This is a genomic window from Ruegeria sp. AU67 (genome assembly GCF_900312795.1).
Taxonomy (GTDB): Bacteria; Pseudomonadota; Alphaproteobacteria; order Rhodobacterales; family Rhodobacteraceae; genus Ruegeria; species Ruegeria atlantica.
Genome location: NZ_OMPH01000026.1, coordinates 167523 through 184701, shown reverse-complemented (window position 1 = coordinate 184701; position 17179 = coordinate 167523). Strand labels below are relative to the sequence as shown.

19 protein-coding genes are annotated in these 17179 nt (G+C 58.4%); 7 read left to right on the top strand and 12 right to left on the bottom strand.

Features of this window, described 5'->3' with window-relative positions:
* Positions 1 to 99: 99 nt before the first annotated feature.
* The 4 genes from DK510_RS13880 to DK510_RS13865 are packed head-to-tail and all read right to left on the bottom strand — an operon-like array spanning position 100 to position 3715.
* Complete coding sequence (locus tag DK510_RS13880) at positions 100 to 810, bottom strand: VIT1/CCC1 transporter family protein (protein ID WP_109312592.1); 711 nt, start codon at positions 808 to 810, stop codon at positions 100 to 102.
* A gap of 55 nt (positions 811 to 865) precedes the next feature.
* Positions 866 to 1855, bottom strand: a complete 990-nt coding sequence (locus tag DK510_RS13875; RefSeq protein WP_109312591.1) for a YcjF family protein — start codon at positions 1853 to 1855, stop codon at positions 866 to 868.
* Positions 1848 to 2303: a GNAT family N-acetyltransferase gene (locus DK510_RS13870; protein ID WP_109312590.1), complete on the bottom strand. Its 456-nt coding sequence runs from the start codon at positions 2301 to 2303 to the stop codon at positions 1848 to 1850. The genes DK510_RS13875 and DK510_RS13870 overlap by 8 nt, the downstream gene beginning before the upstream one ends.
* Positions 2300 to 3715: a YcjX family protein gene (locus tag DK510_RS13865; protein WP_109312630.1), complete on the bottom strand. Its 1416-nt coding sequence runs from the start codon at positions 3713 to 3715 to the stop codon at positions 2300 to 2302. The genes DK510_RS13870 and DK510_RS13865 overlap by 4 nt, the downstream gene beginning before the upstream one ends.
* A gap of 107 nt (positions 3716 to 3822) precedes the next feature.
* Here DK510_RS13865 and truA point away from each other — a divergent pair, with 107 nt between their 5' ends.
* On the top strand, positions 3823 to 4590 hold the full coding sequence (gene truA, locus DK510_RS13860; protein ID WP_108860994.1) for a tRNA pseudouridine(38-40) synthase TruA: 768 nt from the start codon (positions 3823 to 3825) through the stop codon (positions 4588 to 4590).
* On the opposite strand, the gene DK510_RS13855 is transcribed toward truA, so the two are convergent.
* The 4 genes from DK510_RS13855 to DK510_RS13840 form a co-directional block, all read right to left on the bottom strand.
* Positions 4587 to 5540 (bottom strand): nickel/cobalt transporter, encoded by a 954-nt coding sequence (locus DK510_RS13855; protein WP_108860993.1) that lies wholly within the window; start codon positions 5538 to 5540, stop codon positions 4587 to 4589. The genes truA and DK510_RS13855 overlap by 4 nt on opposite strands.
* Positions 5525 to 6124 (bottom strand): DUF1007 family protein, encoded by a 600-nt coding sequence (locus DK510_RS13850; protein WP_234999084.1) that lies wholly within the window; start codon positions 6122 to 6124, stop codon positions 5525 to 5527. The genes DK510_RS13855 and DK510_RS13850 overlap by 16 nt, the downstream gene beginning before the upstream one ends.
* A gap of 122 nt (positions 6125 to 6246) precedes the next feature.
* Positions 6247 to 7053 carry a thioesterase family protein gene (locus tag DK510_RS13845; protein ID WP_109312588.1) on the bottom strand — a complete coding sequence of 269 codons (807 nt, stop codon included), beginning with the start codon at positions 7051 to 7053 and terminating at the stop codon, positions 6247 to 6249.
* 8 nt (positions 7054 to 7061) lie between these two features.
* A complete protein-coding gene (locus DK510_RS13840) occupies positions 7062 to 8297 on the bottom strand; it encodes an acyl-CoA dehydrogenase family protein (RefSeq protein ID WP_109312587.1) in 1236 nt (411 codons plus the stop codon).
* A gap of 127 nt (positions 8298 to 8424) precedes the next feature.
* On the opposite strand from DK510_RS13840, the gene DK510_RS13835 reads away from it, so the two are divergent.
* Positions 8425 to 9360, top strand: coding sequence for a glyoxylate/hydroxypyruvate reductase A (locus DK510_RS13835; protein WP_109312586.1), 936 nt, complete (start codon positions 8425 to 8427; stop codon positions 9358 to 9360).
* Between the two features lie 7 nt (positions 9361 to 9367).
* On the opposite strand, the gene DK510_RS13830 is transcribed toward DK510_RS13835, so the two are convergent.
* Entirely contained in the window at positions 9368 to 9724 is a 357-nt protein-coding gene (locus DK510_RS13830; RefSeq protein WP_109312585.1) for a hypothetical protein, read from the bottom strand.
* 175 nt (positions 9725 to 9899) lie between these two features.
* Between DK510_RS13830 and DK510_RS13825 the strand changes: the two genes are divergently transcribed.
* The 3 genes from DK510_RS13825 to DK510_RS13815 all read left to right on the top strand — a co-directional run bounded on the left by DK510_RS13825 (position 9900) and on the right by DK510_RS13815 (position 12187).
* Positions 9900 to 10733: a bifunctional allantoicase/(S)-ureidoglycine aminohydrolase gene (locus tag DK510_RS13825; RefSeq protein WP_109312584.1), complete on the top strand. Its 834-nt coding sequence runs from the start codon at positions 9900 to 9902 to the stop codon at positions 10731 to 10733.
* An 89-nt stretch (positions 10734 to 10822) separates the two neighbouring features.
* Positions 10823 to 11146 carry a hypothetical protein gene (locus DK510_RS13820; protein ID WP_109312583.1) on the top strand — a complete coding sequence of 108 codons (324 nt, stop codon included), beginning with the start codon at positions 10823 to 10825 and terminating at the stop codon, positions 11144 to 11146.
* Between the two features lie 54 nt (positions 11147 to 11200).
* Positions 11201 to 12187, top strand: a complete 987-nt coding sequence (locus tag DK510_RS13815; RefSeq protein WP_109312582.1) for a type I glyceraldehyde-3-phosphate dehydrogenase — start codon at positions 11201 to 11203, stop codon at positions 12185 to 12187.
* Between the two features lie 94 nt (positions 12188 to 12281).
* On the opposite strand, the gene DK510_RS13810 is transcribed toward DK510_RS13815, so the two are convergent.
* Both DK510_RS13810 and puuE read right to left on the bottom strand, forming a co-directional pair.
* Positions 12282 to 12770 (bottom strand): ureidoglycolate lyase, encoded by a 489-nt coding sequence (locus DK510_RS13810; RefSeq protein WP_109312581.1) that lies wholly within the window; start codon positions 12768 to 12770, stop codon positions 12282 to 12284.
* A complete protein-coding gene (puuE, locus tag DK510_RS13805; protein ID WP_109312629.1) occupies positions 12767 to 14185 on the bottom strand; it encodes an allantoinase PuuE in 1419 nt (472 codons plus the stop codon). Before puuE ends, DK510_RS13810 begins: the two co-directional genes overlap by 4 nt.
* A gap of 161 nt (positions 14186 to 14346) precedes the next feature.
* Here puuE and uraH point away from each other — a divergent pair, with 161 nt between their 5' ends.
* Entirely contained in the window at positions 14347 to 14703 is a 357-nt protein-coding gene (gene uraH / locus DK510_RS13800) for a hydroxyisourate hydrolase (protein ID WP_109312580.1), read from the top strand.
* Between the two features lie 33 nt (positions 14704 to 14736).
* Here the strand turns inward: uraH and DK510_RS13795 are convergent, their stop codons facing one another.
* Complete coding sequence (locus tag DK510_RS13795) at positions 14737 to 15660, bottom strand: LysR family transcriptional regulator (RefSeq protein ID WP_109312628.1); 924 nt, start codon at positions 15658 to 15660, stop codon at positions 14737 to 14739.
* A 96-nt stretch (positions 15661 to 15756) separates the two neighbouring features.
* Here DK510_RS13795 and DK510_RS13790 point away from each other — a divergent pair, with 96 nt between their 5' ends.
* Positions 15757 to 16980, top strand: a complete 1224-nt coding sequence (locus DK510_RS13790) for a urate hydroxylase PuuD (RefSeq protein WP_109312579.1) — start codon at positions 15757 to 15759, stop codon at positions 16978 to 16980.
* Positions 16981 to 17179: the final 199 nt, after the last annotated feature.

Genomic DNA, 17179 nt, shown 5'->3' with positions numbered 1-17179 from the left:
GCGTCGACAAGTTTTACCGTCGCCGGATCAGATCAGGGTCCATCATCGGCTTTACAAAATTAACCATCTACACCGCGCGCCCAGCGACACTTCTGGTCACTAGGGATGGAACAACGAGCCAACAAAATACGCCATCAGTGCGGCCGCGCCGCCGATCGCAAAAGTCTCTAGACCCGACCGCCACCACGGAGCCAGTGACCACCTGCTTTTCAAAGCTCCTATGATAAAGAAGACCGCCATGGTCATGATAACCGAGAGCTGAAAGGCCCGATCAAACGACAGCAGAAACGGCAGCAGCGGGACCATGCCGGCCACAAGAAACGCTAAAAACGTTGCCATCGCGGCTTTGAACGGGTTCGGATCAACGCTGCCCAATCCGTATTCACCCTCGATCATCAGATTGATCCAATTCTCGCGGTTGGCTGTGATGGCGTCCGTGGCCTCATCCAGCACGCGCCCCGACAGGCCCTTTTGCGACAAGATCGCATGCACTTCATCCCGCTCGCCTTCCGGGTATAGTCTGATGTGACGTTCTTCGATGGACCGGATGCGGCGGATATTGTCCAGCTCGGCCTTGGTGCCCGAGTAATTACCCGCCGCCATGGAAAACCCGTCCGCCAGTACATTGGCCAGTCCCAACGCAACGATAATAAAGGGTGACAGGCCCGCCCCAACTACACCCGCCACAATGGCAAACGTAGTTACGGACCCATCGATCCCACCATAGACCACATCCCGCAAAACACCGCGACCGGGTGGCGCGTTGATGCGTTCTGCAATCTCTTGCTGGCTGTGTCCGTGATCGGTCATGGCTGGCTCTGACACTGTTAATGCACGATAGCCAACCATTGTACCTTGCGTCAGGTCAAGTTTTGGAGAACAAGCCAGCCAGAGCACGTTTGATGATGCTGCGGGTTGATGGCTTGTGCCGATCCGAGAAGGGCAGCGGACGGCAGACCTCCATCGCGGCGACCCCGACCCGCGCACTTAGCGCGCCGTTGACAAGCCCCTCGCCAAACCGTCGCGACAGCTTGCTAAGGATAGATCCCCCAAGCACAGGTTCCAGCAGGTCATCCCCGACAGCCACGGCCCCGGTGGCCACAAGGTGCACGAACACGGCCCGCGTCAGTCGCCAACTGCCCAAAAACCCTGCGCGCCCGCCATAGATTTCAGCGATGCGCCGGATCATCCGCAACGAAGCAGCCAGCGCGGTTGCAACATCCGCAAGCGCCAAGGGCACCAACGCCGTCACCGTTGCAACCTGCCGCGCGGCAGCCTCGACTTCGCGACTGGCAGCGACATCCAGCGGGGCCAGCAGCTCGTCCTCGGCCAGGGTCAGCAAACCAGACGCGTCAAATTGTTCTTCGATCCGTTCGGATAGCCGATCGCGCCCCCAACGGGTTTCGTCTCGGCCTTTGTAAAACGAGATCAATCGGTTTGCGACTGCGCGCGCCTGCGTCAGATCATCTTCGGCCAAGGCGGTATCTGCCGCGCGCCGCATCCCGTCCACACGGGACAACCGCCCGATTGCGGCAAGCTCGCGCACAGCGATGATCAACGCGACCAGCACCAGCGCTGCAAACAAACCCGTAACCACCCATCCTACAATCGGCGCACGCAAAATCAGGGAATTCACAAAGTCCCAAGCCGCCACCGACACCACGGCCCCAAGCGCGGCAAGCGCCAAACCCCAGAACCACCGCGACAAAGCCGAAGGTTTGCGCGCCGCCAAACGCGCCGCACCTTGCATCGCCTGACCCTGAGGCTGTGCGATATCCGGGACCGGAGGTGCTTGCGACACATCAGCAGCGGGTTCATCGCCCTCCAGATCAATCAGAACCGGCCCCTTAGCCATTGGCTGCTCCTTCACTGTTCCAGACATACTTTATGTCGGGAAGGTTCTCGTCATTGTCAGCGCCGCTGCTGCGCGCAACCTCGGCAAAGCCGTTGCGCTCATAGAACCGGCGCGCTGGATGGTTGGCCTGAAACGCAAACAATGCCAATTCGGATCGGCACGATTTGGCATGTTCAAGCAATTGCTGACCGATCCCCCGCCCCCGCACCCCAGGTGCCAGGTACAGGGAGTGGATTTCGGCACCGTTGAGCGCCAAAAACCCGATCACACCGTCACCGGTTTCGGCCACGGTCACCCAATCCAATTCAATCATACGGCCACAAAACGCGATGGTTTCCGCCTGCGAGTGCAGTTCCGGCATCCAATCGTTTTCACGGGCGAAGCCATGCAAAATCTCTCCGGTGGCACCGGCATCCGTGCTGCGGGCGGGGCGAAGAATGACATTCACAGCCGGTCTCCGATCAGGAACTGGGCTGCGCGGTCCAGCCGTATGTGTGGCGGGCCATCCCCGGGCCGCAGTGTCAGGTGTGCCGGCGCGAATGCCATGAACTCATAATCCTCGCCCAGCCAGCCTTCGGACCCGTTGCGCGCCGGGCCAAGCAAATGCGTCGGATCTTCGGGCAGATCACCGGGATAGAAAGCGGCCTGCTTGCCGCTGTCCAGCAAGGTACCACGCACGCAGGGCAGCTCGGCCCCGTTATGGGTGCGGATTTCCTCGGTCGTTACCCTTAACGAGGCCAGCGACAGCGCCGCTGTTTCGGCACCGGCGAAGCTAGCACGGTCGCGCGCCTCGCGGGTCAGGGCCTCCATGATATTGGTCAGGCGGTGGTGTTGAAGATGGTGCAAATGGTCCGCCTTGGTGGCCGCAAACAGGATGCGCTCGACCCGTTTGCCGAGCAACAACTGGCTAAGCCACGCATTTCGTCCGGGCCGAAACGCCGACAGGATATCGGCCATCGCGCGACGCATATCCTCGACCGCCTGTGGCCCGTTATGGATCGCGCCCAGCGCGTCCACCAAAACCACCTGACGGTCGATCCGGGAAAAATGATCGCGGAAAAACGGTTTCACGACCTGAGATTTATAGGCCTCGTACCGCCGGGCCATCTCGCGGTGCAGACTGCGTCGCGGGCCGTGACCCTCGACCGGCAAGGGTGCAAATGTCAGCACCGGCGAGCCTGCCAGATCGCCCGGCAGCAAGAACCGCCCTGGCGTGCAATCATAAAACCCGGTATCGCGGGCTGCGTTCAGATAAGAGGCGAATTCTTTGGCCAGTGATTGGGCCTTTGGTTCGTCGTGGCTGTCAGAAGGGTCAACCGCCTTTGCCTGCGCCAGAAAGGTAGTCGCCTCATTGCGATTGGCGATGCGCTCCAGTGTTTCCTGCGACCAGACCTCATAGGTTTTGTCCAGCAACGCAAGATCCAGCAGCCATTCGCCGGGGTAATCCACGATATCCAGATGGATAGTGCGTGGTCCCTGCAACCCTGACAAAAGCCCCGCGGGACGGGCTTTGAACGATAAACGCAGTTCTGACACTGCGCGCGTACTTTCGGGCCAGTGCGGCTGAAGCCCGGTCAGCGCCGCCAGGTGATTTTCGTAGTCGAACCGGGGCACGGTGTCGTCTGGTTGCGGCTGCAGGTAAGCCGCGTTGATCCGCCCTTCTTGCTGCGCCACGAGGCCCGGCATCCGCCCCCGGTCCAGCAAGTTCGCGACCAGAGACGTGATGAATACTGTCTTTCCTGAACGCGCCAGCCCGGTGACACCCAGTCGGATCACCGGCTCAAACAATGCCTCAGACACGCGGTCACCCACGGATTCGACGCCGCGCGTCAGACTGTCTGCCAGAGATGAGATGACCAAACCGTCGCCCCGCTTTTTTCGCTTTTCCCAAGATAGGTAGCGGCTGTCGGACATACCAGCGCTTTCCCACTCTTGCCCGTTGCGGCACGGCGCGTTACCAGCAGGCCATGCCTAGATACGCGCTGAAAGTCGAATACCAGGGGGAGCCGTTTGCCGGATGGCAGCGGCAAAAGGAATTGCCGTCTGTTCAAGGGGCAATCGAACAGGCCTTGTCATGTATTCAACCCGGCGATCACACAATTGCCGCGGCCGGGCGTACAGACGCGGGTGTGCACGCACTGGGACAGGTTGCGCATTGTGATCTGATCAAGGACTGGGATCCGTTCCGCCTGTCTGAGGCGCTGAACTATCACCTTAAACCGCAGCCTGTTGCCATCGTTAAAGCAGCACGGGTAGACGATGACTGGCATGCGCGGTTTTCAGCGCTCGAACGGCAATACCTGTTCCGCATCCTGATGCGCCGCGCACCTGCTACGCATGACGCTGGGCAGGTCTGGCGGATCAACCATCAACTGGACGTAGACGCGATGCAGGCGGGCGCGGACATGCTGATCGGGCGGCATGATTTTACCACGTTCCGGTCTTCGATTTGTCAGGCTGCAAGCCCGGTCAAAACCTTGGATGAGCTGCGGGTCGAACAGGTTGAAGGCTTTTCCGGACCAGAGGTTCATTTTCACGTTCGCGCCCGGTCTTTCCTGCACAATCAAGTGCGCAGCTTTGTTGGAACGCTTGAACGTGTTGGTGCCGGAACATGGTCGCCCGAAGATGTACGGGATGCGTTGGAGGCCACCGACCGCGCCGCTTGCGGGCCGGTATGTCCGCCGCAAGGGCTGTATCTGGCGCGGGTCGGGTACCCGGAGCCCGTGTTCGATTAAATCGCGCGCAACAGCAGACCGCTTGCAATCACGGCGATCAGCAGCCCCGCCACTAGTTCAATCGTCGGAGCCAGAACCGAGGCAAATCGCGTCGCCGAGGCTGAGGCCAGCAGCCCTCCGCGCAAACCAAATGAGGTCCAACCGACAAGCGTTGTGACAGTCGCTGTCCCCAACGCCATGGCGAAAGCACCGGCAATGCCAACCATTGCGATGCCCATCTGCCAGGTCAGGATCAGCACAAACAGCGCTCCGGTACAGGGACGTGCGGCAATCCCAGCGATCAGTACCGCGGCTTCGCGCAGGCTGCCAACTTGGGCCACTTCGTCGGCGGTGGGACCGTGGCGATGCCCGCAATCTGCGCAGACGCCATGGTCATGGTCGTGATGTTTGTGGTCCTCGTCGTGCGGGTGGTGATGGTCGTGCTTGTGCTCATGATGATGGGCTTTTTCGCTGCGATGACGTCGAGCGAAACTGCGAATGGATCGAAAGATCAGCCACAATCCAATCGCCGCGATAGCACCATAGCTGATCGGAGCCATAACCCGTTCGGTGGTATCGACAAGGCTTGCCCGGGACATCTGGAACACCAGTACCCCGGCATAGACCAGAACAACCGCAGTGACTGCCTGCCCCAGGCTGGACAACAAGCTGATTGCAGACAAACGCAGGAACGCCACGTTGCGTCCCAACCCATAGCCACCAATCAAAACCTTACCGTGACCGGGGCCGATGGCGTGAAAAAAGCCGTAGGCAAAACAGACCGTCAGCAGCGTCGCTACAGCCTCGGGCTGTTCCGCGCGGGCTGCGCGTAGGGAACGTGCGATCTGATTTTGGAACTCGCGCTGCTCACCCGCAGCCCATGCGGCCAAGTGGTCAAAGCCGCCGCTGCCCCAGAACCACAGCAGCAAACCAATGGAGATGGCGACAGGAATAATCAGGTACTTGGACATGAAAGGCGGATCTCGGACGCAAAGTTTTCCCCGACCAGCGGGATATCGTTTTCTTCAAGGTCATAGTCGGCGTCCAAGGTCTGTAGGAACGCCTGCATCTGCGCCAGTTGCCCGTCAATATCCGCGTCAATCCGGCTTATCTGACATGCAGCGGGCCCGGACACCTTAACTGGGCGGGTCACTTCATAAGCCGTGTAATAGGATTCATCATATGCTTTGGCGACGACTGCGGTTGCGGGTACTCCGCCGCCTTCCACTGCGCGAAGGTGAGATGTCACGATACGACCATCCTCGGTGGTGGCTTTAGCCTCCATCGGTCCCGACAAGGTGACCGGCGCGCCATCAGCGAACACCACGAGATCGCCGTTATATCCTTCGACCCATTGGGCATCAAAGCCCGACAGAAACTGTTCTTCACTTTCGGTCAGAACTCCATCGGAATCCTGATCCAGCTTCATGTCTTCCAACTGAAACAATGAGAAAAGCTCATCATACGCCCAGGTCACTCTGACATGGGTCAACTGGCCGCTGTCGTCCACAATGAACTCCAACCCGGTATCGATAAAGACATGTGGGTGGGCCAATGCCGGAACCGGCAGGCAACAGGAGAAGAGGGTAATGAGCCATCGCATAGGCGAAAGATAGGGGCTTGGCCCGTGCCCGGCAACGTGTTTCGGCGGGCACGGGCAGGAACCGGCCAAACCGGTCACTTCGGCGGGAACAAAACCAACGTCTGCAGGGCTGTTCCGACCGGACCTTCGGTGTCGAACAGAACCGATTGTGACATTCCTATTCCCGACGATTGCCAATGGGATACGGACTGCGAGGCCAACCAGTCCGACGTGGGTTCGCGGTGAATCTGCACCGTCAAGTCCGTGTTCATGAACCCCATCTCAGATGTTGGTGCATTCCACGAGATCCCGTTCCCGCAATCCGCCAGAGGGCATAGCGCCTGAATCGGCGACTGCGCCTCGCCCTCCAACAGCGTCGGGGTGTGCATCCAAACCGTCTTTGGACCGGCGTTCTGGTTACCATCCTTTGGGTAGAGAATGTCCGAATGGTTTGCGAATCCCGGCAGGTCGTGAAGGGTTTCGCCAATCGGGAACGGGCCAGTCACTGCGTCGTCAAGTTTGGGCGGCGGCAACGTGATGTTTGGAACCGGCCCCAAATCACGTCGTACCATGTGCATTGTCGTAGCCGTGGCACACAGCGTGTCGTCCAGGTCGAGCACCGTGACACGCGTCGTCGCTAACGTTTTGGTATGGCGCGTCGTTTCTGCCGCCACACGCAAACCTGCCAACGGTAGCGGGCGCAACAGGTCCACGGTCAGCCGGGTCAGCATTTTTTCCGGCCCGACCTCTGTTTCAGCCGCACGGACGATCAGCCCCGCGACCGGACCGGCATGGCAATGATCAGCAGACCAAGGCCCACGTGCGGGATCATTGCCGATAAAAGCACCGTCAGCCCGAATATGGAAATAGGCGTGTTCCTTCAGGTCCGGTTTCAACACCATCTAAAACCTCAGACTTTTTCCTGCGTGTACTTCGTCAACTCGGCCCGTGCCACCTGACGACGGTGCACTGCATCAGGCCCGTCCGCCAAACGCAAAGTACGCACATGCGTCCATGCCGTAGCCAACGGGGTGTCCTGGCTGACCCCTTGTCCACCGAACATCTGAACAGCCTCATCAATGACCTTTAGCGCCACGCGTGGAGCGATGACCTTGATCTGACTGATCCAAGGGGCCGCAGCGCGGGCGTCGCCCTGATCCATGTACCACGCCGCCTTCAGGCACAGCAGACGGGCCATTTCGATCTCCATCCGGCATTCGGCAATGATATCGTAGTTGGCTCCAAGCTGCGCCAGTTTTTTACCAAACGCCTCGCGTTGCAGCGAGCGTTTGCACATCTGCTCCAGCGCTGATTCAGCCTGACCAATTGCGCGCATACAGTGGTGGATTCGGCCCGGTCCAAGGCGACCTTGCGCAATCTCGAACCCGCGGCCTTCGCCCAGCAGAATGCTCTCGGCCCACACCCGCACGTTAGAAAAGCGAATGTGCATGTGACCATGCGGGGCATCATCGTGGCCATAAACCTGCATCGGGCGCAGAATCTCGATCCCAGGCGCATCAGCAGGCACAACAATCATCGACTGCCGCTTGTGTTTGGGTTGCTCGTCACCTGCCGTCTTGACCATGACGATATAGACCTTGCACCGTGGATCACCCGCCCCCGATGACCACCATTTTTCACCGTTCAGTACATAATCGTCCCCGTCCCGCACGCAGGACATCGATACATTCGTAGCATCCGATGACGCCACGTCCGGCTCTGTCATCAAATACGCGGACCGGATATCGCCGTTCAGCAGGGGTTTCAGCCACTGCTCTTTCATCTCGTCCGTACCATAGCGCTCGAACACTTCCATGTTCCCGGTATCGGGGGCTGAGCAGTTGAATACCTCGGCTCCAAGGGGCGTCTTGCCCATTTCCTCGGCGAAATAGGCGTATTCGACTGTGGACAGGCCAAACCCCTTGTCGCTGTCAGTCAGCCAGAAGTTCCATAATCCGGCAGCTTTGGCTTTGGCTTTCAACCCTTCGAGGATTTCGGCCTGACGTTCGGTGTATTGCCAGCGGTCGCCCTTATCGATTTCGGCCTGGTATTCTTCTTCCAGCGGCATGATCTCATCCCGGATCATATCTGCCACACGTTGTAGCAGTGCGCGATTTTCTTCGCGCAGACCGAATGACATGTTCATGAGCTTTCCTCCTCAGGCCCAAAGAGCGGGCTTTACCTTTGAACAGAGAATGACTTAGCTGCCGATAGAATGTCTAGCTGTGTGACGGGACGTCAACTCAATCAAAATGAAATTGCGAGGGTGATTCATGGCGCTATTGATCGAAACCGGTCTGACCGACTGGATAAGCGATTATGACATCGCCAAAACGATCCGAAACATACACCCCGGCGCGGATGTGCGCACCCGGGAAACGATTGGAGATACGAGCGAAATCACCATGGTCGCTGTTGTCGGCCTGAACAACGACCACCCCAAACGGCTGCCAAACCTGCAACTGGTCCAGAAACTGGGCGCGGGCGTTGAAACGATTGTTGGCAACCCGAGCCTGCCCGATCACGTCCGTATCGCACGGCTCAAGCCCGATGCGCCCGCGCAAGGTATTGCCGAGTGGTTCGTCGCCTATGTCCTTCACCACCAACGGAACATGGCCTTTCACGAAGCTGCCCAGCGCAAGGCAGAATGGGTGCCCAAAGCGCCGGTATTCACGCCGGACACCGTAGTGGGCGTTCTGGGCCTGGGCCATATCGGCGCCCGCAGCGCCAAGATGCTTCGCGCTATCGGATTTCAAGTCATGGGATGGAGCCGATCCCCGAAAGAGATCGAGGGCGTGACCTGCCTGCATGGCGAGGATGCGCTGCCGACGTTGCTTGGCCAATGCGACCACGTTTGCGCCATTCTGCCGTCCACACCGCAAACTGTCGGCTTGTTCGATGCGCAGATGCTGGCCGCCATGAAGCCCGGCAGTCAGCTGTTGAACGCAGGGCGCGGTGATCTGATTGACGAAAATGCGCTGATCGAAGCCTTGGACCGTGGAACGCCCGGCCATACCGTTCTGGACGTAACCAGTACAGAACCCTTACCGTCAGACAGTCCGCTCTGGGCACACCCCGGCGTCACAATCACTCCGCATGTTTCTGGCTGGCACTTAGGTGAAGCATTGGCGGACGTTGCCGAGAACTTCCAACGGTTGTCCGCAGGAAAGCCCTTATTGCACGAAGTCGACCGCACACGCGGCTACTGAGTCAAAATCAGGGCGTCAGAACCCAGTTCCCGCCGGCGTCCCGGCAGTTGCGGGTTCTGACTTCGCGTGATTGTTCGGCCCCGGAGGGCACGATGAAATGCTGGAGATGCACGCAATTGTCCCGGACCTCGCGCACTCGGACAGTGCCTTTTGATCCGGTGTCGTCGTTCGACCAGTTGCGTTCGGTTCCGACCTGAGGTGTTCCATCTGCCAACATCGCATTGGTCGTGGCGTTGACGACACTGTAGTCCTCGGGGCTCAACCCCATTTCAGCGATGATTCTCGAAAGTGGCTTGGCCTGTGCCAGTGAAATCGCGCCGATCACAACGGCTGCTGCAAAAAAGGGTGTAATCCAGGCTTTCATGATCTTCTCGCCTTGCTGAAATAAGTTTGGTCACAAGACTATACCGCCGGGGAACGGGGGCCAAGCCCCGCTGGCCGACCTTCAAATAATACCGAACAAACCTATCGCGACTCGGGTGCTAGGACCGCCGCGCCAATCGCCTCATAGTGCCTCAAACACGAACCAGAGGCATGAAATGGCAAAGCCCACCTATTACGCGCCCACAGGCGGACACCCCGGACAAGACCAACTGTTGACCGACCGCGCCATGTTTACCGACGCCTATGCGGTTATCCCCAAAGGCACCATGCGCGACATCGTCACCAGCAACCTGCCGTTCTGGGAAGGCACCCGGCTTTGGGTCCTGTCCCGCCCCCTCAGCGGATTTGCCGAGACGTTTTCGCAATACATTATGGAGGTCCAGCCCGGTGGCGGCAGCGACCACCCAGAAACAGACGCCAAGGCGCAGGGAGTTCTCTTTGTGGTCGAAGGCGAGGTGGCCCTGACATTAGGTGGTTCTGTTCATGTTCTCGAAACCGGCGGATACGCCTATATCCCGCCCGGATCAGATTGGGCTCTGCACAACCGCGCCGAAAAAACCGCCCGATTCCACTGGGTTCGCAAAGCCTATGAAGCCGTTCCCGGCCTGCTTGCACCAGATCCGATCATCACCAACGAACGTGATGTATCCCCCGTCGAGATGCCCGGCACCGAGGGGCGCTGGTCCACAACCCGCTTCACAGATCCGCAGGATCTGCGTCATGACATGCATGTCAACATCGTCAATTTCGAACCCGGCGGTGTGATTCCCTTTGCCGAAACCCATGTCATGGAACACGGTTTGTATGTGCTGGAAGGCAAGGCGGTCTATCGGCTCAACCAGGATTGGGTCGAGGTAGAGGCCGGAGATTACATGTGGTTGCGCGCCTTCTGCCCGCAGGCCTGCTATGCGGGTGGGCCTGGGCGCTTTCGCTATCTGCTTTACAAGGATGTGAACCGGCACATGCCGTTGACACTGTCCAAACGCTAGGCTTTTAAACGCTTTATTACGGTCAGGGGTTCACAGAAGCCTGTGAATCTGGTGAAATAACAGCAGTTTTTAGCACTGGAGATTGTTCAATGGTACTGCGTGTAACGATGCTGGCACTGGCTGCTGCGATTGGTTTGACGGCATTTGATGCAACGCCTGTCGCCGCAAAGGAAGAAACAAAACAGGTTTCTGTCATGAGCCGTACCTGGGCGGTGACACAGGTTTCGGACACTCCGGTCGTGTACCGTGCGACGCGCGACAACAACAACCTGAACCCCTTTGGCCCTCCGCCGCGCTTGCGCACCATTCAGGCCATAGCCGCCTTTCAGCAAGCAACTGGGTGCAGACCGATCGTGGCCAGCATGTACCAGAACATTTCGGGTCAGTTCTTTTCGCAGGTCAGCTGCAACTGACCATAGGTCACAACGGGCATTGAGCTATTGGCAGCGCGCTGCCATAGCTTGCGCATGAAACTTGCAATCAACGGATTCGGCCGTATTGGCCGCACAATCCTGCGGCAGCTGCTGGCTTTGCCGCAGGATACAGATATTGAGGTGGTTCTGATCAACGACATCGCCCCGCTTGAGACCTGCGCCTACCTGTTCAAATATGACAGCACCTTTGGCCCCTACCCCGGAGCAGTAGAACAGGGCGACGCGGCGATCGTCGTCGATGGGCGCACAATCCCGATGACACACAGCCCTAATCTGGCACATGTCGATCTGTCTGGTGTCGACGTTCTGATGGATTGCACTGGCGTTGCTCGTACCTCGGATGTGGCCAGTCAGGGCCTGACTGCCGGGGCTCGCAAGGTGCTGATCTCTGGCCCCTCGCCCGCGACCGAAATCACTATTGTTCTGGGTGCCAACGAAGATCAGTTGGGCAATGCTCGCATCGTGTCCAACGCTTCGTGCACAACCAACGGGCTTGCGCCCTTGGTCAAAGTGCTGGACCAGATTGGCGGGATTGCGTCAGCGCATATGACAACAATTCACTGCTATACGAACAGCCAGCCTATGGTGGACGCGCCACGCGGCGATTTGGCCCGTTCGCGCGCGGGCGCGCTGTCTATGGTGCCGACCACGTCAAGCGCCACTCATCTGATAGACGAAGTCATGCCGCATTTGGCCGGCCGCATCTCGGGCGCTGCTGTTCGGGTCCCGACGGCCAGTGTATCCGCCATTGATCTGGTGGTGACGCTGGATCGCGGTATGTCGCCTGGGTTGTTCGAAGCCGAACTGCGCGCGGCCGTCCAGACATCGCCTGTGCTGGGCTGGACCGATTCCCCTCTGGTCTCGTCAGACCTGCGTACACGCCCAGAGTCACTGGTTATCGCGGGACCCGAGACACGCATGGTCGGTGAACATCAGGTCCGTGTTTTCGGCTGGTATGACAACGAATGGGGATTTTCGGCACGCATGTTGGATGTTGCCCGCCTTATGACAGATGGCTGAATTTGCCTGGGCGCAGCGGGCGGGCTTGCCCGCGCGCTGCCTGGCCCAACGGGTCACAAGCATCTTTGATGCGCATTGACCGGGCGGGAGTTTCCTATCCGCCTATGATCTCAAACGGAGTGTCAAACCAGAACTCCTCCAGATTAGTCCCCTCACCAATCCGATCAATCACAGCGAATAAGCCGGGCGCGTGCAATGGGGTCAGCACCCCATGCCATGTGCCGCGAAAATAGTTCACACCCTGTCCGGGCTTGGTCACAAATGCCTGCGGATGTCCGGGCCGCCCGCCATCATCCGGGGCCACGACAACCAGAAAAGGCTGATGTGTCATTGGGATGAACGCCTGACTGCCCTCGGGGTGACGCTCAACCATATCCAGTTGATAGGGCAAGTATCGCGAATTGGCGTTGAACAGGCTGATCCCAGCACGTCCGTCTGTGAAATCCAGTCGTGCCAGATCATGGTAGCGACCACATTGCCCCTGATTGATGATCTTGTCCGGATCACCGGCCACTTCGATGACATCACCAAACGGGGCAAATGCCTTGGCCGTCAATGGCGCAGTCCTGACTTGCGCGCTCATGAGGGTAAAACGTCCCGTAACCGGAATTCGGCGATCCGCTCGACCTGACGGCAAGCCTCGGCGAATTCGATGTCCTTATCCTGATCGATCCGCCGTTGAAACGCCTGAAGGATAGACGTTTTGTCGTGATCACGTACGGCGATGATAAACGGAAAGCCGAATTTCTCGGTGTATTTCTGGTTCAAGCCCGTGAACATCGAACGCTCTTCATCTGTCAGAGCATCCAACCCGGCCGAAGCCTGCTCGGACGTGCTTTCCTGCGTCAGCCGCTTTGCCTGCGCCAGCTTTCCGGCCAGATCCGGGTGCGCGGTCAGGACACCCATCCGTTCTTCCGCAGAGGCGGAGCGGAACATGCGGGTCAGTGCATTGTGCAGCCCACCTGCCGTGTCATTGGCCGGTCCCAATTCCAGCTCATACGCCCGTTCGGCAATCCAGGCGGAATGCTCGAAGATGCCGCCATACGTCGCGACAAACGCGTCCCGATCCATCTGAGCAGGCTTCGGATGCGGCACCGCCGGATGGTGTTCCGCCCAGTGTTCGGCGATCTGCAACCGTGTCGCAAACCAGACATCGGAAAAGCCGCGCGCGTATTCCAGGAAACGTTTCAACGCCATCACCCGGCCAGGTCGTCCGATCAGGCGGCAGTGCAAGCCGATCGACAGCATCTTGGGCGCTCCGCCCTCGCCCTCGGCGTATAGCGCATCAAAGCTGTCTTTCAGGTAGGAATAGAACTGGTCACCCGCATTGAATCCCTGCGGCGTGGCAAAGCGCATATCGTTGCAATCCAACGTGTAGGGTACGATCAACTGATCCCGCCCACCCGCTTGCACCCAATAGGGCAAGTCGTCCGCATATGTATCGGCCACATAGGCAAATCCGCCCTCTTCTGCCACCAACTGAACAGTATTCTCGGAACAGCGCCCTGTGTACCAACCACGCGGGCGTTCTCCGACGACCTCGGTGTGAAGACGGATAGCCTCGGCAATTTGTGCGCGCTCTTCATCTGCGGGCATGTCTTTATGTTCGACCCATTTCAGACCATGGCTGGCAATCTCCCACCCCGCTGCCTTCATCGCAGCCACCTGATCCGGCGAGCGGGCCAGAGCAGTCGCGACACCGTAGACCGTGATCGGCAGATCCTGCATCAACCGGTGCAACCTCCAGAATCCGGCGCGCGCGCCGTACTCATAGATCGATTCCATGTTCCAATGGCGCTGGGCCGGCCATTGGGCGGCCCCCACGATTTCGGACAGAAACGCCTCGGACGCGGCATCGCCGTGCAGCACGCAATTTTCACCGCCCTCTTCGTAGTTCAGTACGATCTGAACGGCCAGCTTCGCGCCGCCCGGCCATTTGGCATCTGGCGGGTTGGCACCATATCCGATCATGTCACGAGGATAGCGAGAGGGCTGCATGGCATCTTCCATTCTTGATCTTTTGAATAGCCTTACCCCAGAAACACACCGATGATTATCAAATCAATCCGAACGCTGTTTCCGGTTCTTTCGGCATTTCCACTGTTTCAAACTTTGCGTCAGACTGTGACAAAGCAAAAGACAAATCAAAGGAGAGACCCGTGGCTGGCTATCTGACGACCCATGTTCTGGACACTGCACGCGGCTGCCCGGCTGAAGGATTGAAAATCGCACTCTATCGGGTGTCGGGGAACTCGCATCGCAAAATCGCCGAGATGGAGACCAATTCGGACGGGCGCACTGACAGCCCAATCTTGCCACAAGACTCTTTCAAAACTGGTACTTACGAACTGGTTTTCTTCGCCGGAGACTATCTGCGCGCATCGCGCCAGGCTGCTGATGACCCGCTGTTTCTGGATCAGGTGCCGCTCCGGTTTGGCATGTCTGATGCCGAGGCACACTATCACGTACCTCTGCTGCTGTCCCCTTACGGCTATTCGACCTACCGGGGCAGTTGAACCGCGGGATGGCGTTGCCGCTAAACGGCAGCTCTATGTGTCAGCAGTTTCCGACCCACGCACGACCTTGCCGATCCGCGCAATCATGAAATCCATGAACAAACGCGCCTTTGGGTCCTGATGGCGGCGATGTGTGTATAGGCAGGCCATTTGAACAGACACCGGCGGCGTTTCGACCGCAACGGAGACTAGACGCCCCGAACTGAGGTGTTCGGCAACTTCAAAAACCGGTTTCATCGCGATCCCCTGCCCCGACAGCGCCCAGTCAGTCAGCACGTCACCGTCGTCACATTCGAACCGGCCAGAAACTGCGAACCGTTTGGGACCGTCAGGCGTTTCCAATTGCCACTGAAACTCGGTCGCGCCGGGAAACCTCAGATTCAGGCATTCATGGCGCTGCGACACCAGGTCCGCGCCCGTTGCCGGCATGCCCCTGCGTTCGACATAGGCCGGAGCGGCACAAAGCACGCGCTGGCAGTCGGCGATCTTTCGAATACGCAGAGTACTGTCTTCGGGCTGGCCGATAAAAAAAGCCAGATCCAGACCTTCAGTCGTCAGATCAACGGATCTGTCAGTCAACCGCAGGCGCACATCGATCTCGGGATATTCCGAAAGAAAATCGGGCACATGCGGTGCCAAAACCCTGCGCCCGACCCCTAGTGGAGCTGCCACAAACAACGACCCCCGTGGTGCCTCGGTCAGATGGACGACCTGCGCTTCGGCATCGTCCACCGCATCCAGAACGGCCACAGCACCGGGATAGAATGCCCGCCCCTGCTCTGTCGGGCTCAGGTTGCGCGTCGTTCTTTGAAACAGGCGAACGCCCAGATGATCTTCAAGCTGAGATATCCGCGCCGACGTCACCGCAGGCGAGATTCGCAGGTCTCGCCCAGCAGCGGACATGCTGCCAAGGTCATAAACCCTGACAAAGGTACGGATGTTGTCTAGATAGGACATCTTTTCGTTTTTTTTGATACAGTTTGACAATATCAGGGAATACCGAAGAAAGTGCCCTTTGCCTAGTGTGACGGCAACCAATCGGAGAGCTTTCTCATGTACGACTTCGCCGTGTTCTGGGACTGGATGGCTTTTGCCGTGCGCTGGCTGCACGTTATTACCGCCATTGCCTGGATCGGATCCTCATTTTATTTCATCGCACTGGACCTTGGTCTGAACCGCGACATCCCCGGCCCGGCGGATGGCGAGGAATGGCAAGTACATGGCGGCGGCTTTTACCACATTCAGAAATACCTAGTTGCGCCCGAACGGATGCCGGAACACCTGGTTTGGTTCAAATGGGAAAGCTACGCGACCTGGCTCAGCGGGGCCGGGTTGCTGATGATCGTGTACTGGGTGGGCGGAGAGCTTTATCTGATCGACGCACAAAAAGCCGATCTGGCGCTGTGGCAAGGCATTCTGATTTCGGCCGCCTCGCTGACTGTCGGTTGGCTGATCTATGATTTCCTATGCAAATCGGGTTTGGGTGAACGTCCTACCCTGCTGATGGTGCTGTTGTTTGTGCTGCTGGTTGTTATGGGATGGGGCTATAATCAGGTATTTACCGGTCGTGCGATGATGCTGCATCTGGGGGCATTCACGGCCACGATCATGACAGCCAACGTGTTTTTCATCATCATGCCGAACCAACGCATCGTGGTAGACGATCTGAAGAACGGCCGTACACCTGACCCAAAGTACGGCAAAATCGCCAAGCTGCGCTCGACGCATAACAACTACCTGACATTGCCGGTGGTGTTCCTTATGTTGTCGAACCACTACCCGCTGGCCTTTGCGACAGAATACAACTGGATCATCGCGGCTCTGGTCTTCCTGATGGGCGTGACCATCCGACACTACTTCAACACGCGCCACGCACGGGCAGGCGATCCGACCTGGACGTGGCTGGTCACGGCACTGTTGTTCATCGCAATCATGTGGTTGTCTACTGCCCCTATGTACAAACCTCTGGAAGAGGCCGAAGCACAGCCACTGACACCGTTTGAACAGAAATATGCTGCCGCCGATGGCTTTGAAGAGGCCCATGACGTTGTTCTTGGACGCTGTTCGATGTGCCACGCGCGCGAACCGGTGTGGGAGGGCATTTTGTGGGCGCCAAAGGGCGTATTGCTGGAAACTGAAGGCGACATTGCCCGCAACGCCCAGCAAATCTATCTGCAGGCGGGGGTCAGCCATGCGATGCCCCCCGCAAACGTCACCTTCATGGAGCCCGAGGACCGCGAGGCAATCATCCGCTGGTTCCGCAACGCAGGTTCCTGATCCCGAGACCGATCAATCACACAGGTCGCAATATTCAGGCGACGCTGGATTTAGTCTTTTCCTGCAAGGACTCTGATGCTCTAACATGAATGTAATCAGCCGTTGCTTTGCAAAAAACGGCAAATGTGATTTCGAGTTGGGGCAGTTGGAGCTATCAGATGCCGGGGAGCAGGCCGCGCGCCTTTTTGAAGAGATGCCT

Bases quoted from the DNA above. Each gene is read 5' to 3' on its own strand.
- DK510_RS13880 (WP_109312592.1), bottom strand. From the start codon at position 810: ATGACCGATCACGGACACAGCCAGCAAGAGATTGCAGAACGCATCAAC.
- DK510_RS13875 (WP_109312591.1), bottom strand. From the start codon at position 1,855: ATGGCTAAGGGGCCGGTTCTGATTGATCTGGAGGGCGATGAACCCGCT.
- truA (WP_108860994.1), top strand. From the start codon at position 3,823: ATGCCTAGATACGCGCTGAAAGTCGAATACCAGGGGGAGCCGTTTGCC.
- DK510_RS13855 (WP_108860993.1), bottom strand. From the start codon at position 5,540: ATGTCCAAGTACCTGATTATTCCTGTCGCCATCTCCATTGGTTTGCTG.
- DK510_RS13845 (WP_109312588.1), bottom strand. From the start codon at position 7,053: ATGGTGTTGAAACCGGACCTGAAGGAACACGCCTATTTCCATATTCGG.
- DK510_RS13840 (WP_109312587.1), bottom strand. From the start codon at position 8,297: ATGAACATGTCATTCGGTCTGCGCGAAGAAAATCGCGCACTGCTACAA.
- DK510_RS13835 (WP_109312586.1), top strand. From the start codon at position 8,425: ATGGCGCTATTGATCGAAACCGGTCTGACCGACTGGATAAGCGATTAT.
- DK510_RS13830 (WP_109312585.1), bottom strand. From the start codon at position 9,724: ATGAAAGCCTGGATTACACCCTTTTTTGCAGCAGCCGTTGTGATCGGC.
- DK510_RS13825 (WP_109312584.1), top strand. From the start codon at position 9,900: ATGGCAAAGCCCACCTATTACGCGCCCACAGGCGGACACCCCGGACAA.
- DK510_RS13820 (WP_109312583.1), top strand. From the start codon at position 10,823: ATGGTACTGCGTGTAACGATGCTGGCACTGGCTGCTGCGATTGGTTTG.
- DK510_RS13815 (WP_109312582.1), top strand. From the start codon at position 11,201: ATGAAACTTGCAATCAACGGATTCGGCCGTATTGGCCGCACAATCCTG.
- DK510_RS13810 (WP_109312581.1), bottom strand. From the start codon at position 12,770: ATGAGCGCGCAAGTCAGGACTGCGCCATTGACGGCCAAGGCATTTGCC.
- puuE (WP_109312629.1), bottom strand. From the start codon at position 14,185: ATGCAGCCCTCTCGCTATCCTCGTGACATGATCGGATATGGTGCCAAC.
- DK510_RS13795 (WP_109312628.1), bottom strand. From the start codon at position 15,660: ATGTCCTATCTAGACAACATCCGTACCTTTGTCAGGGTTTATGACCTT.
- DK510_RS13790 (WP_109312579.1), top strand. From the start codon at position 15,757: ATGTACGACTTCGCCGTGTTCTGGGACTGGATGGCTTTTGCCGTGCGC.